General features: G+C 39.9%; 18 protein-coding genes. 14 read left to right on the forward strand and 4 right to left on the reverse strand.

The features are described 5' to 3' along the window. Position 1: 1 nt before the first annotated feature. The gene (scpB, locus tag B9T30_RS11095; protein ID WP_086185045.1) at positions 2–592 is read right to left on the reverse strand and encodes an SMC-Scp complex subunit ScpB; all 591 of its coding nucleotides are present in this window, start codon (positions 590–592) and stop codon (positions 2–4) included. Beyond that, on the reverse strand, positions 589–1383 hold the full coding sequence (locus tag B9T30_RS11100; protein ID WP_086185046.1) for a segregation and condensation protein A: 795 nt from the start codon (positions 1381–1383) through the stop codon (positions 589–591). The genes scpB and B9T30_RS11100 overlap by 4 nt, the downstream gene beginning before the upstream one ends. A gap of 296 nt (positions 1384–1679) precedes the next feature. Here B9T30_RS11100 and B9T30_RS11105 point away from each other — a divergent pair, with 296 nt between their 5' ends. Then, complete coding sequence (locus B9T30_RS11105) at positions 1680–2399, forward strand: GNAT family N-acetyltransferase (protein WP_086185047.1); 720 nt, start codon at positions 1680–1682, stop codon at positions 2397–2399. Positions 2400–2568: 169 nt separating this feature from the next. Next, positions 2569–2853 (forward strand): hypothetical protein, encoded by a 285-nt coding sequence (locus B9T30_RS11110; protein WP_086185048.1) that lies wholly within the window; start codon positions 2569–2571, stop codon positions 2851–2853. A gap of 34 nt (positions 2854–2887) precedes the next feature. Here B9T30_RS11110 and B9T30_RS11115 read toward each other — a convergent pair whose 3' ends face one another. After that, entirely contained in the window at positions 2888–3505 is a 618-nt protein-coding gene (locus B9T30_RS11115) for an L-threonylcarbamoyladenylate synthase (RefSeq protein WP_086185049.1), read from the reverse strand. Positions 3506–3589: 84 nt separating this feature from the next. Then, positions 3590–4252: an elongation factor P hydroxylase gene (locus B9T30_RS11120; RefSeq protein ID WP_086185050.1), complete on the reverse strand. Its 663-nt coding sequence runs from the start codon at positions 4250–4252 to the stop codon at positions 3590–3592. 97 nt (positions 4253–4349) lie between these two features. On the opposite strand from B9T30_RS11120, the gene B9T30_RS11125 reads away from it, so the two are divergent. The 12 genes from B9T30_RS11125 to B9T30_RS11180 all read left to right on the forward strand — a co-directional run bounded on the left by B9T30_RS11125 (position 4350) and on the right by B9T30_RS11180 (position 14452). Continuing rightward, entirely contained in the window at positions 4350–4907 is a 558-nt protein-coding gene (locus tag B9T30_RS11125; RefSeq protein ID WP_086185051.1) for a YceD family protein, read from the forward strand. Positions 4908–4985: 78 nt separating this feature from the next. Continuing rightward, entirely contained in the window at positions 4986–5168 is a 183-nt protein-coding gene (rpmF, locus tag B9T30_RS11130; protein ID WP_004279227.1) for a 50S ribosomal protein L32, read from the forward strand. Between the two features lie 158 nt (positions 5169–5326). Further along, positions 5327–6313, forward strand: coding sequence for an ACP S-malonyltransferase (gene fabD / locus B9T30_RS11135; protein WP_086185052.1), 987 nt, complete (start codon positions 5327–5329; stop codon positions 6311–6313). After that, positions 6310–7044, forward strand: a complete 735-nt coding sequence (fabG, locus tag B9T30_RS11140; protein ID WP_086185053.1) for a 3-oxoacyl-ACP reductase FabG — start codon at positions 6310–6312, stop codon at positions 7042–7044. The genes fabD and fabG overlap by 4 nt, the downstream gene beginning before the upstream one ends. 83 nt (positions 7045–7127) lie before the next feature. Further along, a complete protein-coding gene (gene acpP, locus B9T30_RS11145; RefSeq protein WP_004651013.1) occupies positions 7128–7364 on the forward strand; it encodes an acyl carrier protein in 237 nt (78 codons plus the stop codon). Positions 7365–8020: 656 nt separating this feature from the next. Continuing rightward, a complete protein-coding gene (gene rutD / locus B9T30_RS11150) occupies positions 8021–8836 on the forward strand; it encodes a pyrimidine utilization protein D (RefSeq protein WP_086185054.1) in 816 nt (271 codons plus the stop codon). Positions 8837–9207: 371 nt separating this feature from the next. Beyond that, positions 9208–10323: a pyrimidine utilization protein A gene (gene rutA / locus B9T30_RS11155; protein ID WP_086185055.1), complete on the forward strand. Its 1116-nt coding sequence runs from the start codon at positions 9208–9210 to the stop codon at positions 10321–10323. Next, a complete protein-coding gene (gene rutB, locus B9T30_RS11160) occupies positions 10320–11081 on the forward strand; it encodes a pyrimidine utilization protein B (protein WP_086185056.1) in 762 nt (253 codons plus the stop codon). The genes rutA and rutB overlap by 4 nt, the downstream gene beginning before the upstream one ends. 36 nt (positions 11082–11117) lie before the next feature. Beyond that, positions 11118–11498, forward strand: coding sequence for a pyrimidine utilization protein C (rutC, locus tag B9T30_RS11165; RefSeq protein ID WP_086185057.1), 381 nt, complete (start codon positions 11118–11120; stop codon positions 11496–11498). 107 nt (positions 11499–11605) lie between these two features. Further along, positions 11606–12181, forward strand: coding sequence for an NADH-dependent FMN reductase RutF (rutF, locus tag B9T30_RS11170; RefSeq protein WP_143223205.1), 576 nt, complete (start codon positions 11606–11608; stop codon positions 12179–12181). A 33-nt stretch (positions 12182–12214) separates the two neighbouring features. Further along, positions 12215–13570 carry a pyrimidine utilization transport protein G gene (gene rutG / locus B9T30_RS11175; RefSeq protein ID WP_086185058.1) on the forward strand — a complete coding sequence of 452 codons (1356 nt, stop codon included), beginning with the start codon at positions 12215–12217 and terminating at the stop codon, positions 13568–13570. 9 nt (positions 13571–13579) lie between these two features. Next, the gene (locus tag B9T30_RS11180) at positions 13580–14452 is read left to right on the forward strand and encodes an NAD(P)-dependent oxidoreductase (RefSeq protein WP_086185059.1); all 873 of its coding nucleotides are present in this window, start codon (positions 13580–13582) and stop codon (positions 14450–14452) included. The last annotated feature ends 160 nt before the right edge of the window (positions 14453–14612 follow it).

Genomic DNA, 14612 nt, shown 5'->3' on the forward strand with positions numbered 1-14612 from the left:
TTTATGACTTCGGTGCGTGAGCATCGAGAACCATAAAAGCTTCCTTGGCATCCTGTAGGGGAGGCAGCTGACCTAAAGATGCTAGGCCAAATGCATTTAAAAATTGTGGCGTTGTAACTAACAACGCAGGTCTTCCCGGAAGCTCTCTGAAACCAGATTCTTTAATCCAGTTCCAATCAAACAATGATCTTAATATTTGACTATTGTTTGAAACTCCACGAATTTGTTCAATATCTGCTCGGGTTACCGGTTGATGATAAGCAATCACAGCCATGGTTTCGAGCATTGTTGGCGATAAGCGAGTTGGTCGCTCTGGCCAAACTTGAGTAATGATATTGCGATATTTGGCACGAACTTGAAAACGGAAACCTTCAGCAGTTTCAATAAGTTCGATTGATCTGCCATGCTGTAGCATAGCCAGTTGTTGTAAGAGCTGACGCAATTCTGGTTTGCTATATTGATTTTGTAATGCTTCTTTTAAGCGTGCAAGCGAAACAGCGGTTTCACTGGCAAAAATAATCGCTTCGAGTTGCATTAAAATTTCATGTTGATTGTCAGCAACAGACAGCGGCACAGTTTGGTGATCAGTCATGCTCGCACTCCTTGAATCGCTAAAGGCGCTTCAATTCCTGTTGCAATAATATGGACTTTTTGTTGTCGTGTCAGTTCAAGAATTGCCATAAACGTCACGACCATGCCCATACGACCTTGGCTTGGTTTCAGTAAAGCATTAAAATGTAAAACTTCACCAGAGCGTAACTTATATTCAATAAAAGCGATGCGTTCTTCTAGCAGCACAGCTTCTTGTTGAATTTGGTGAATGATCGGTTCTGGTCGATTAAACACACAAAATAAGGCATCACGTAACAGACCGACATCATAGCCTTCGTTGTTTTGTGCCACTTGACCAAGACTGATATGGGCTGGAAACGTATCGCGTTCTAGAATGGGCAGTTGACCCAGACGTTCAGCGGCTTGTTTTACGCGTAAATAGGTTTCAAGGCGGTCAATTAATGCCTGTTTTGGATCTTTTTCAATCACAATGGATGACGTTGCTTTTGGAAGTAAAAGCCGAGATTTAAGATCGGCCAATAATGCTGCCATCACCATATAATCCGCAGTCAGTTCAATATTGAGTGACTTCATGGCATCCATATAAGACAAATACTGTGCTGCAATCGGAGCAATATCAAGTTGTAATAGGTCGAAACCGCTTTTTTGAATCAGATAAATTAAAAAGTCGAGTGGTCCTTCGAAATGCTCTAAAAGAATTTCAAATGCAGCTGGAGGAATGTATAAATCCTCAGGAATCGATTCTTGCCACTCATCCAGAACACGGATGTGTGAAGTTTGCTCCATAGGATCATGGATGGATTGATTCATTACAGTTATAGGCCACGCGAATTTTCAAAGGCATGAAGATGCTATTTCGGATCAGCTTTCAGGATGGATAAGTATGATGAGAAAAAGCACAGAGTTAATTTGCGTAGTCTAAAGGAAAACACGCTTCAAATAAATTACCAAATCGAACAAAAGACAAAAAAACCTGAAAATAAATAAGGAATATTTATTTAAATGACCCTCATCAATATGATGTCATTGTTAGATATGTATTTTTTACTGGCATAAAAGAATTTTTTTGCGCAATATAAAATTAAGCAAATCCTTTCTGATGACATATGAAAAATGATCCAAAAGTACAAGAAAATGAATATGGTCAAATTGTCGGGTTTCCTGTATCTAATCCTTTACCGATCCATCTTTGGGTAGAAAACCTAGAGGGAAAAAGTGTCACATTACATACTTTATCTGCAATGACATTGAGTGAAAATCGGGTTAAACAAATTTGGCAATGTGTAGAAACGGAAGTGGATCGTCGTTGTTGGACATATTTGCCTTATTCAGGTTTTGAGACCAGCGATGAATTACGAATTGCTTTGACCAATTGTTTTGGTTTTAAGGGTGCAGCGCATTATTTAATTGAAATGAATCATACGATTGTGGGATGGGTGGGCTTAATGAATCCACGTCCTATGGATCATGTCATAGAAATTGGCAATGTGTATTTTTCACATCAAATGAAGCAGTCTACTGCCGCAACCGAAGTCATCTATTTACTTTTAAAAACTTGTTTTGAGCAAGGCTTTCGCCGTGTGGAATGGAAATGCGATGAATTGAATCAGCCTTCAAAACGTGCAGCTTTACGTTTTGGATTTCAGTATGAAGGGACTTTTCGTCAAGATCGTATAGCGAAAGGTCGAAATCGCAATACGGCATGGTTTTCAATTTTAGATGAAGAATGGCCAAGCTTAGCAACAGCATATCAACAGTGGTTAAGCCCTGAAAATTTTGATACGGATGGTAGACAGAAGAAGCGATTAAGTGATTTAACTGCTTAATGAGAAAAATAATTTAAAAATATTGGTATAAATGATGCCTTACGCCAACAAATTAGTAATACAGGATTGCCTATAGGGGGGTATCTTAAATCAGTACCCCAATATTATTACATATCTGTATTTGAGAGAATTTAGTGGAAAACAAATACCTGATTCCATAAAAAACAATGTGAATTTGTTAGGCTGTTCAATTTTAGAAAAGCTAAAAGGACAGGAACCTGATCTGGTAAATGCATATTTAACTGTATATAAAGAAGATAAAGTGATTTCGACTTATATTATTCAGAATAAATTCAAACAAGAAATTTATCAGACTCAACAAATGCTTGCGGAATGTCCAAATTTTAATGAGGTTGCCTCAATAAAAGAAGGTGTGATCAAAGATGTACCTGAAAGCATGCCAGTCTCTAAGAAAACATTAGCGCTTAATGAAAAACTGGAAAATGGTGGTTAATTTAAGCAGGATTCAAGTACATAAAATAAAGCGCTTATTCAAAAGCGCTTACATCACCAACACCACGACGGATCACTTGCGGATGCTCGCCAGATAAATCAATAATACTGGTGGTGTTTAAAATACCTAAACCCCCATCAATAAATACATCAATACGGTTACTCAATGCCATTTCAATATCATAAGGATCATCTAAAGGGTCTTCATGATTGGGAAGGATGAGTGTACTGGTTAAAAGCGGTTCACCGAGTTCTTTTAATAACATCTGGCAAATTGGGTTGCTTGGAATACGCAGACCAATGGTTTTCTTTTTAGGATGCATTAAGCGGCGTGGGACTTCACTGGTTGCAGGTAAAATAAAGGTCGTGACAGCAGGGGTATTATTTTTCAGTAAGCGATACATTGCATTGTCCACTTTTGCATAGGTGGCAATATCGGATAAATCAGCACAAAGAATCGCATATTGGTGTTTTTGACCTAGACCACGAATTTGAGAAATACGCTCCATGGCACTTTTGTTACCAATTTGGCAACCAATGGCATAAGCCGCATCGGTGGGGTAAACCACGACATCGCCAGCACGAATACGTTCTACCGCTTGGCTGATCAAACGTGGTTGAGGATTATCAGGATGTACTCTTAAATGCAGCATATTTATTCTCCCCCAACTTATTTCTAGACATTATCTGTTGAATTTACAAAGTCTTGCAATCAAGCTTTGATGGGTTTGTGTAATTTAGTCTAACATTTCTCGTTGAAACTCATCACTTTGTAATGTTTTGCCACTTCGCGTATAGGTACAGATGCAGTCAATAAAGTGTGCTGCATCGCGTGGCAGTTTAGCTTCACCAGTAAAATATTGTTGTACTTGCGCATAAACATGATCTTTAAATGTTGCACCATTGCCGCCATCGCCAGTTAAATTATCTAAAGACACCCGAAATTTACGTCCAAATGCCTTTGAAAATAACCATTCAATTGCTTGCGGTTTAATTTCAACCTGTTCAAATAAAGCCTGTTGTTCAGCGGTTCGACCATCAGGTGCATACCAATATCCGAGGTCTGGCAATAAGCGTCTTTGCTCGCCTGCAATGCTCCAATGGCTGATTTCATGCAATGCACTATTAAAAAAACCATGGGCAAATTGAATCCGCGCAGCTTCGGTTTCAGTTGCAGGGAAATATTCTGGTTCAAAATCTCCACGTACAAGCGTCACATTTAGGTGGGAAAACCAATGATTAAAGTGTAAGATAAGCCAATCGACCTGTTGAACTTCTGTCTGTAAATTCACCCACTGTAAACGTTGCGCAGGGACTGAATTTTCAGTAAAAACCGAAGTTGAATGCGTGTCGAACTGTAATGAAGTTGTGACTTCAGGTTGCGGCTGCAACTGATGCATGACTTGTATTACCCAAATGATCTGTCTAAATAAGTACAAAATTGTATCTTAATCTTTGACAGAGTACCCATGAATTTGTAGAATTGCCGCCTTAATTATGTCAGCAAATACCTTTCCGGCACAGATTGAGCCGTTTAAATGGGCTGAACAAGGTTATGCATGGTCAGGTAACCTGCCATTGTCTCGCTTTGTTCGAATTTCCCGTGAAGCTGTTGGATCAATTGAACATCAATTGATTAACATAGACTGTAAGCTATCAATGGATGCGTATCATCGTATCGTATGGTTAAATGGTCATGTTGAAACGAAAGTTCCAATGGAATGTCAGCGTTGTCTGAATACTGTTGAGCTTACTCTCGTTTCAGATTTTCATTTAGCGCTTGTGGATGATGAATCACTGATAGAGCGCTTGGATGAGGATGCTGATTTCATCGTTTTAGGTGAAAGTGAAGCAACGACAAAAGGTAGCATTGATGCACCTGCGTCGGCTAATTTACTCGCACTAATAGAAGATGAATTGTTATTGTTGATGCCTTTGTCTCCTAAACATGATGTTTGTGAGCATAAGCATCAACCCGCCAATGATGACATTGTCGAAGAAAAACGGGACAATCCGTTTGATATTTTGGCAGGTTTGAAGGGTAAACTTAACTAATTTTTTGTGTTATACTGTCAAGTATAAGACAACTGAATTTGTTCTGATCCATTTTTTCGATCTTTGTAAGGAGCCATCATGGCCGTTCAGCAAAACCGTAAAAGTCGCTCTCGCCGTGACATGCGCCGTTCACATGACGCTTTAACCGAGAATGCATTAACTGTAGACCAAGCTACTGGCGAGACTCACCGTCGTCACCATGTATCTAAAGATGGTATCTACCGTGGTCGTCAATTATTCGCTAAAGCATCTGCTGAATAATTAACGAAGCATTAGGCTTAAAGCTTAGTGGAAAAAATGGGAGCGAAAGCTCCCTTTTTTTGTTGCTGTTTTTTGTTGTATTTGGCAATTACCAAAACAAAAATTAAGTGCTAAATTTCGCAGCATAAACGAGCTTAGGTTCATGAAAGGATTTTTATATGTCGTCTAAACGACTCGAGCAAGCAGCTCAAGCAACAAAAACTGCATTTGTTTTTCCTGGTCAGGGTTCACAAAAAGTTGGCATGTTAGCTGAACTTGCTGAACAGTTTAGTGGGATAACGGATACTTTTGCTGAAGCGTCAGAAGCCATTGGTTTCGATTTATGGCATATTGCACAAAGTGGCGAAGGCTTAAACCAAACAGAATTTACACAGCCTGTATTGCTGACTACAAGTATCGCCTTATGGCGCGTGTGGTTGGAATTAGGTGGTGTTGCGCCAAAATATCTTGCAGGTCATTCACTTGGTGAATACAGTGCATTGGTTGCGGCTGGGGCAATGAGCCTTGGTGATGCAGTTAAACTGGTCAATTTGCGCGGTAAACTCATGCAAGATGCTGTCCCTCAAGGGCAGGGTGCAATGGCCGCAATTTTGGGTTTAGACGATGCTCAAGTGCTTGAATTGTGTGAACAAGCCAATATGCAAGGTCGTGGCTCAGTAGAAGCAGCCAATTATAATGCGCAAGGTCAGGTTGTGATTGCTGGCGATAAAACTTTAGTGGAAGCCGTCATGGCAACGGCAAAAGAAAAAGGGGGTAAAGCGATTGCGCTTCCTGTTTCAGTGCCGTCGCATTGTTCACTGATGAAACCTGCTGCTGAAAAGTTTGCAGAAGCTTTGGAACAAACTGCCATTGAGCTACCTAGCCTTCCTGTAATACAAAATGTCAACGCAGAAATTGCGACAGACGTGACGCAATTACGTCAGGCATTAACCGCTCAATTGTACCAATCTGTGCAATGGACCAAGACGATGCAGTACCTTCAAGATCAAGGTGTGCAATATGTGGTTGAGTGTGGTCCAGGGAATGTGCTTGCCAATCTTGCGAAGCGTTTACCAAATATTGAAAAAGCGTTCCCACTCGACAGTAATAGTCGTTTGGAGGATGCATTAAATGCCATTTTAGTGGCTGAAGGGAAAATCGCATGACACAACAACGCAAAGTCGCATTGGTAACAGGTGCGAGCAGAGGAATTGGTGCAGCCATTGCTCAGCAATTAATTTTAGACGGTTATTTTGTCGTGGGTACGGCAACATCTGAAGCAGGCGCAGAAAAATTATCTGCAAGTTTTGCTGAAAATGGTGCAGGTAAAGTACTGGATGTACGTGATGCGACAGCCATTGATGCCTTGGTTACAGATATTGAACAAAAATATGGTCCAGTTCTTGCACTGGTAAATAATGCAGGAATTACCAAAGATAATTTGTTATTACGCATGTCTGAAGATGATTGGGATGATATTCTCAATATTCATTTGAAAGCCGTTTATCGTCTATCTAAGCGTGTTTTAAAAGGCATGACCAAAGCACGTTTTGGACGCATTATTAATATTAGTTCTGTGGTTGCACACTTTGCAAACCCGGGACAAGCCAACTATTCTGCCGCTAAGGCAGGCATAGAAGCGTTCGGTCGTAGTCTTGCAAAAGAAATGGGTAGTCGCCAAATTACGGTGAATGCTGTTGCCCCTGGTTTCATTGCAACAGAAATGACTGAGCAATTAAGTGAAGAAATTCGTAAGAAAATGAGTGATCAAGTGGCATTAAACCGTTTAGGTGATCCACAAGATATCGCAAATGCAGTGAGCTTTTTAGCTAGCGAGAAAGCAAGTTATATCACTGGTACTGTTTTACATGTGAACGGTGGTCTATACATGAGCTAAGCTCAAGTATAAACTTTCCAAAAATCAGATATTCAATTAAACTAACGGCATTAAAAACGCCACAAGCAATGAGGAGAATTCCTGTGAGCGATATCGAACTACGTATCAAACAAGCGGTTGCAGAACAACTTGGTCTTAAAGCTGAAGAGATTAAAAACGAAGCATCTTTTATGGATGACTTAGGTGCTGACTCTTTAGACTTAGTTGAGCTTGTTATGTCTTTCGAAAATGATTTTGACATCACTATCCCTGATGAAGATTCTAACGAAATCACAACTGTTCAATCTGCAATTGACTATGTTTCTAAGAAACTAGGTTAATTGTTGTTTCAGCCTAGCTGAAAATGAAAGCCACCTTTTAGGTGGCTTTTTTAATGGAAAATGAAAACGGTTGTTACGCAAATTTGATTAGCTACTGTTCAGTTTGGTTCACCAGAGCTAACTTTTGCATAAAAATTTAAAAAAATGGCAGACGATTTATTTAGCAGGATAAATCGCAATTGTGGCATACGAAAAAATATGCAGGATCTTTTTGATGTTGTAATTAGACTGTTGCTAAAAGAATGCAGCACCAAAACGCAGCAATAGATGGCTTTAATCATATTACTAGAACCATTTATATAAGAAATTGCCAATAAATTAGGTCATATTAAAGTTTGAAATTGAGCTGTACATGGCTGGAATAGACTCTAATCCAAATGGTTTTTGGGTGGATTTTGAGGTCATCTTGCCGCATTTTGATGTTTAATTTTTTATATTTAATTTGGTTTATCTATTTTTATCTCTGATAAAAATCATAGATAAGTTCTTTTAAGTCAGCTTTATTCTACCCAATGAACTTTATTCTTCTGAACATGATAAGTTGCGCATGATTATCCATAGAGCAGGCTATGTGTATAACATTAATGGTCATGCACTCATTTTTAGGCACAAATTTTGCTATTGATCCATTAAATTTATTTTAATGAATGGTAAAAATGACTTATCAAATTAATCGTTGTACAAAAAACTTAAATGCTGATTTTCTGATTTTAGCTTCAGGTTTAGGCGGTCATGCCAGTTTTTGGCAGCCTCAGATTGCAGCACTTACCCAGCATTTTCATGTTTTAAGTTATGACCAAGAAGGTTGCCATGCCGACTCCATGGCTTTACCAGAACAATATTCAATGACTGATTTAGCCAAGCAATTGGTGCAAATTCTGGCGCAAGAAAAAATTCAGCATTTTCATTTTATTGGACATGCGATTGGTGGCTTTATTGGTGCAGAACTGGCTGTCTTGCTTAGCTCATCTGGAAATACATGCTTAAGTTTAACCTGTATTAATGCATGGAATGAGTTAGATCCGCATACAAGCAAATGCTTTGAAACTCGAATTCATTTATTAAAATCAGCAGGTTCAGAGGCTTATGTTAGAGCACAGGGATTGTTCCTGTATCCGCCCGCATGGATTTCAAAAAATTATGAACATTTAAATACACTAGAAAATATTCAACTGGAAAATTTTCCACCGATTCAAAATGTTCTTAGGCGCATTGATGCTGCACAAAAATTTAGGATCAATGAACAGCACATACATGCATTGCAGCATAGTCAACTGCATTTCATTGCAAATCAGGATGACTTTTTAGTGCCTGTACAAAAATCTAGTGATTTACAGCAACAGTTTGGACATGGACAACTGACTGTTCTTGAAACAGGCGCACATGCTTCAACAGTGACCAGAGCAGAGCTATTGAATAAAACGATACTTCAATTTTTTCAGCCCCATTTTATGCAAATGACGGCTTCATAGTTTTTCATCAATGAATCTACAGCGCGCATCTGTATTTTTAAATGTGTGAATAAGCTGGTTTTTAGAGTGTTTGATTAAACCGTGATTTTAAGATCACGGTTTTTTTATTTATAGGCTTAAAGATATTTAGGCTTTATAAAAAAATAGTGACTGTTTTTTTAATTGTGCATTTTTTTGGAGCCATTGCAACTATAACGGTGCATCTGAATAATGGGTTATTTTACTGTTTGATAAAATAAATAAAATATAAACATTTGATTAATATTAATAAAATATATTTGGCACGCCATTTGCTAAATACTTGATATAAATAATCAAGTGAAATACCTAAAGGGTATTCTTAAACAAATGGTAAAAAGAGGTACTTAAAAATGAAAATCGGTGTCTTCTGTCCAATTGGAAATAATGGCTGGTTGCTGTCTGAAAATGCACCACAATATAAGCCTAGCTTTGAAATGAACAAACAGATCGTACAACGTGCGGAACATTACGGATTCGATTTTGCACTATCGATGATCAAGCTACGTGGCTTTGGCGGAAAAACAGAATTCTGGGATCATAACCTTGAAACCTTTACTTTAATGGCTGGGCTGGCAGCAGTGACAAGCAAAATCCAAATTTATGCCACTGCTGCAACACTGGTCATGCCACCTGCAATTGTGGCACGTATGGCATCGACCATTGATTCCATTTCGAATGGGCGTTTTGGTTTAAATGTGGTTACAGGCTGGCAAGCACCTGAATATAAACAAATGGGCATGTGGCCAGGGGATGAATATTTCGCGAAGCGCTATGATTATTTGTCGGAATATGTGGAAATTTTACGTGAGCTTTGGGCGACAGGGCAATCCGATTTTAAAGGCGAACATTTCCAAATGGATGATTGTCGGGTCAGTCCGCGTCCACAAGCAGATATGAAAATTATTTGTGCAGGACAGTCCGATACAGGTTTGGAGTTCTCGGCTAAATATGCTGACTACAATTTTGTCTTTGGTAAAGGCTTAAATACACCTACAGCCTATGCCGATATTAATGACCGCTTAAAAGCGCAAACCGATAAAACAGGGCGTGATGTTTCGACCTATGTTTTATTCATGTTAATTGCTGCTGAAACGGATGATGATGCTTTTGCGAAATGGCAAAACTATAACGATGGGGCCGATGTAGAAGCCATTAACTGGTTATTAAATCAGGGCGGTAAAGACACTAAATCGGGTGCAGATACCAATATTCGCCAAATGGCTTCGAGTGTATCTCCAGTAAATATCAATATGGGAACGCTTGTTGGCTCTTATGAAAATGTTGCGAAAATGCTGGATGAAATTGGTGAAATTCAAGCAACGGAAGGCATTCTTTTAACCTTTGATGATTTTATTCAGGGGGTCGAGGACTTTGGTCAGAAAATTCAACCGCTGATGAAATGTCGTGAACATATTGTGGTTGAGGGTGAAGTGACTCAAATTCCTGTTTTGGAGAAATCAGCATGAAGAGCAATGTGTCATTTGAAAATGTGGTTTGTACAGGATTTACCCAAGCCGCAGGCACTGGAAAAATTTTAAAAGCAGAACCAGAAGCGATTCAACTTGCAGCTGAACAAACAGCGTTAATCGTGATTGATATGCAAAATGCCTATACCTCAAAAGGTGGCTATTTAGATTTAGCTGGTTTTGATGTCTCGACCACTCAGCCTGTAGTAGACAACATTAAAAAAGCGGTTGCTGCTGCACATGCAGCGGGCATTCAGGTGATTTATTTCAAAAATGGCTGGGATGAGCAGTATGTTGAGGCTGGCGGTGTAAATTCCCCGAATTTTCATAAATCCAATGCCTTAAAAACCATGCGTAAGCAACCTGAGTTGCAAGGAAAATTGCTGGCAAAAGGAGGCTGGGACTTTGAATTAATTGATGAGTTACAACCTTTAGCACAAGACATTGTGATTGAAAAACCACGTTATAGCGGTTTCTTTAATACCGCACTGGATAGCATGTTGCGCAGTCGGGGTATTCGTAACTTGGTTTTTGTCGGTATTGCGACCAATGTGTGTGTGGAATCGACGTTAAGAGATGGTTTTTTTCTTGAATATTTTGGCATAGCACTGAGTGACGCATGTTATCAGGCTGGGCCAGCAGAAGCACAGCAAGCCAGCCTGTATAACATTAAAACATTTTTTGGCTGGGTGTCGGATACACAGCAATTTGTGAAAACATTTCAATTTAAAAAACAATATTTCGACCAAAGCGCTTAAGTCACTTGTTGAATCAAATTATCAGGAAATCAATCTATGCCTAAAAAGATCATTCTTCCAGCGGGAACAGGAAAGCCACTCGCGCCTTATGTTCCAGCGACACAAGCTGACAATATTGTTTATGTTTCTGGCACTTTAGCCTTTGATGAAAATAACAATGTCGTACATGTGGGCGATGCTGCGGCACAGACCCGACATATTTTAGAAACCATTAAAAAAGTGATTGCAACCGCAGGCGGTAGCATGGATGACGTGACCTTTAATCATGTTTTTGTTAAAGATTGGGCCGATTATGCTGCGATCAATACGGTCTATGCAGAATATTTTCCGGGAGATAAACCTGCACGCTATTGCGTACAAACTGGATTGGTCAAACCAGATGCTTTGGTTGAAATTGCGTCAGTTGCGCATGTCTAAGTTGTCACCGTTTTTAACAACAAGCCTATTTAGCTTTGGTATTAATAAAGGAGAGCATTGAAATTCAGATGAGATATTAAGCACTGAATTTCAGTGAGGAGATCGCTATGAACAGCAAAATAATGTCAGTTCAGTCGAGTCATGCTGTAGCGCAACGGGCTCAAAATTTTCAAATTACTGCGGATGAAAAGCAGATAGAAGTTGATCAGGCTGCTTTTCGACAAGGGATGTCTAATTTGGGTGCAGCAGTGAATGTGATTACGACTCATGGCGAGGCAGGACAAGCTGGTTTTACCGCTTCTGCTGTGTGTAGTGTGACGGATTCACCTCCAACGTTATTGGTATGTTTAAATCGTTCTGCATCGGTATTTGAAACCTTTAAAACCAATAAAGTCCTTTGTGTAAATACCTTGGCAGCACATCAAATTGAGTTATCAAATATTTTTGGTGGAAAAACCCCCATGTCAGAACGATTCTTGCGTGGAACATGGTCAACCTTAAGCACACGGGCACCTGTTTTAGATGATGCTTTGGTTTCTTTTGACTGTGAAGTGGTGCAAAGCATGTCTGTGGGGAGTCACGATGTACTGATCTGTCAGGTTAAAGCGATGAAAAAAAATGAAGGTCAGAATGCACTGATGTACTTCAACCGCACCTATTGCGAGCCACAACCGATGTACTAATCCAAAATTCCTAATTTGAGGGAGGGGAAACCCATGCAAGCTAAAGAACCGTGGTTTCCGAAATTTAAGCCTTATCAAGGCGACTTAGATGTAACACCTGTACAGGTGGATGAGTATTTACCTGCGGGTAAAAGTATTGTTTTAGGTTTGCAACATGCTTTTGCGATGTTTGGTGCAACTGTACTCGCACCTTTGTTAATGGGGTTTGATCCAAACCTCACCATCTTTATTACGGGAATAGGCACGATTTTATTTTTCCTCATGACGGGTGGTCGAATGCCCAGTTATTTGGGCTCAAGTTTTGCCTTTATTGGTGCCATTGCCGCAGCAACGGGCTATGCCGGTGTGGGGGCAAATCCGAATATTGGGCTTGCATTGGGGGGAACCATGGCTTGCGGTCTGGTTTATGCGGCTATAGGTTTAATTGTTATGAAAACGGGAACAGGTTGGATTGAGAAACTCATGCCACCACTTGTGACGGGTGCCATTGTGATGATTATTGGTCTGAATTTAGCACCAATTACCATTAAAAGTGTTTCGGCAAATAGTTTTGATACTTGGATGGCTGTGGTCACGATTTTATGTATCAGTGTTGTGGCGGTTTTTACTCGCGGCATGCTGCGTCGTTTGTTATTGCTGGTGGGTTTATGTAGTGCCTATTTTGTCTATTTCTTACTGGCCAATGTGATGGGTTTTGGCAAACCTATTGATTTCTCTTTCATCTCAAATGCCGCTTGGTTTGGTCTGCCAACCTTCCATAGTCCAATTTTTAATGCCAATGCCATGTTATTGATAGCACCTGTAGCGATTATTTTGGTGGCAGAAAATTTGGGGCACTTTAAAGCGGTTTCGGCCATGACGGGTAAAAATTTATCGCCTTATATGGGACGGGCATTTTTTGCCGATGGTATTTGTACCACCATGTCGGCATCGGTAGGTGGTACAGGTATGACCACCTATGCTGAAAATATTGGGGTAATGGCAGTCACCAAAGTTTATTCAACCACGATCTTTGTGGTGGCGGGTTTATTTGCCATTTTATTGGGCTTATCACCAAAATTTGGCGCAGTGATTAGCACCATTCCAGTGGCTTTATTGGGTGGTGCATCAATTGTGGTGTTTGGTTTAATTACGGTGGCAGGTGCGAAAATTTGGGTAGACAATCAAATTGATTTTACCAAAAACAGTACTTTAATTATTGCTGCGGTCAGCCTGATTATGGGTGCAGGTAACTTTAGCCTACATATCGGTGCATTTGATTTAGGCGGAATTGGTACGGCAACTTTAGCGGCCATTGTACTGAATCTATTTTTAAATCGGGGTGAAGAGGCGACCCGTTCGGTGAGTGAAAATGCCGAAAATTCGGTAACACCTGTGGTGCATCATTAGGAGCTTATTTTGAGTCATACAATTTCATTTATCGGACTTGGTGCAATGGGCTGGCATATGGCCTCCCATCTTCCTAAACTTGGGCATGAGGTTTGGGTGTGGAACAGAACGCAGGCAAAGGCAGATCACCACGCCATTTGCTTCGAAACGCAAGCGGTGTCATTGCAGAAAGCATTACAGGCAGATTTTATTTTTAGCTGTTTACCCACCAGTGCCGATGTTGAACAGTTGATCGCTGCGCATCTGCCAAAACAAGGCAGCATCTGGATTGACTGCACCAGTGGTGTACCTGAGGCAGCAAAAAAAATCAGTCAAAGCCTTAAGGAAATTGGTGTTGAATACTTAGATGCACCCATTTCAGGGCAAACCATCGGTGCTGAACGTGGCACGTTAACGGTGATGATTGGTGGCGATGCTCATGCTTTTGCACAAGCCAAACCCATTATTTCAGCATTTTCAGCTTTAATTGAATATGTCGGAGAAAGTGGATCGGGCTTTGCGGTAAAAGCTATTAATAATACTTTAATGGCAACACATTTATGGGCTTTGGCGGAAGGACTGACTGTGCTGAAATCTAAAGGTGTCGATTTAAGCGCTGCTTTGAATTGTATTAATCATTCCAGTGGTAAGAGTAGCATCTCTGAAAATATTATGGCGCAGCGGGTACTGAATCGTAGTTTTGATAAAACCTTTGCACTGGATTTGTTGCAAAAAGATATTGCTATTGCCATTGATTTGATTCAGCAGACAGCTTTGCAGCTGCCCAGTATGCATCTCATTCAGCAACAGTTTGCGCGTATTGAAAAAAAACAGGCGAGTCAGTTGGATTTTTCTGCTGCGGTACAAAGTTTAGAACAGATGAATCAAATTGAATTGCGATAGTTATAGAGGATTGTTAAATGACGTGTTTGATTAAATATTCGAACTAAGATACTTTCATAGACGATTTTTATATTGGTTTTCTCTCTATTTTTTGAATTTTAAAAGGCGCTTAATGCGCCTTGTTTGTTTAAAAAAATCATATATAAAAAATACCGTAGCA

Origin of the sequence: Acinetobacter sp. ANC 4973 (genome assembly GCF_002135275.1) — a bacterium.
Lineage (GTDB): Bacteria > Pseudomonadota > Gammaproteobacteria > Pseudomonadales > Moraxellaceae > Acinetobacter > Acinetobacter kyonggiensis.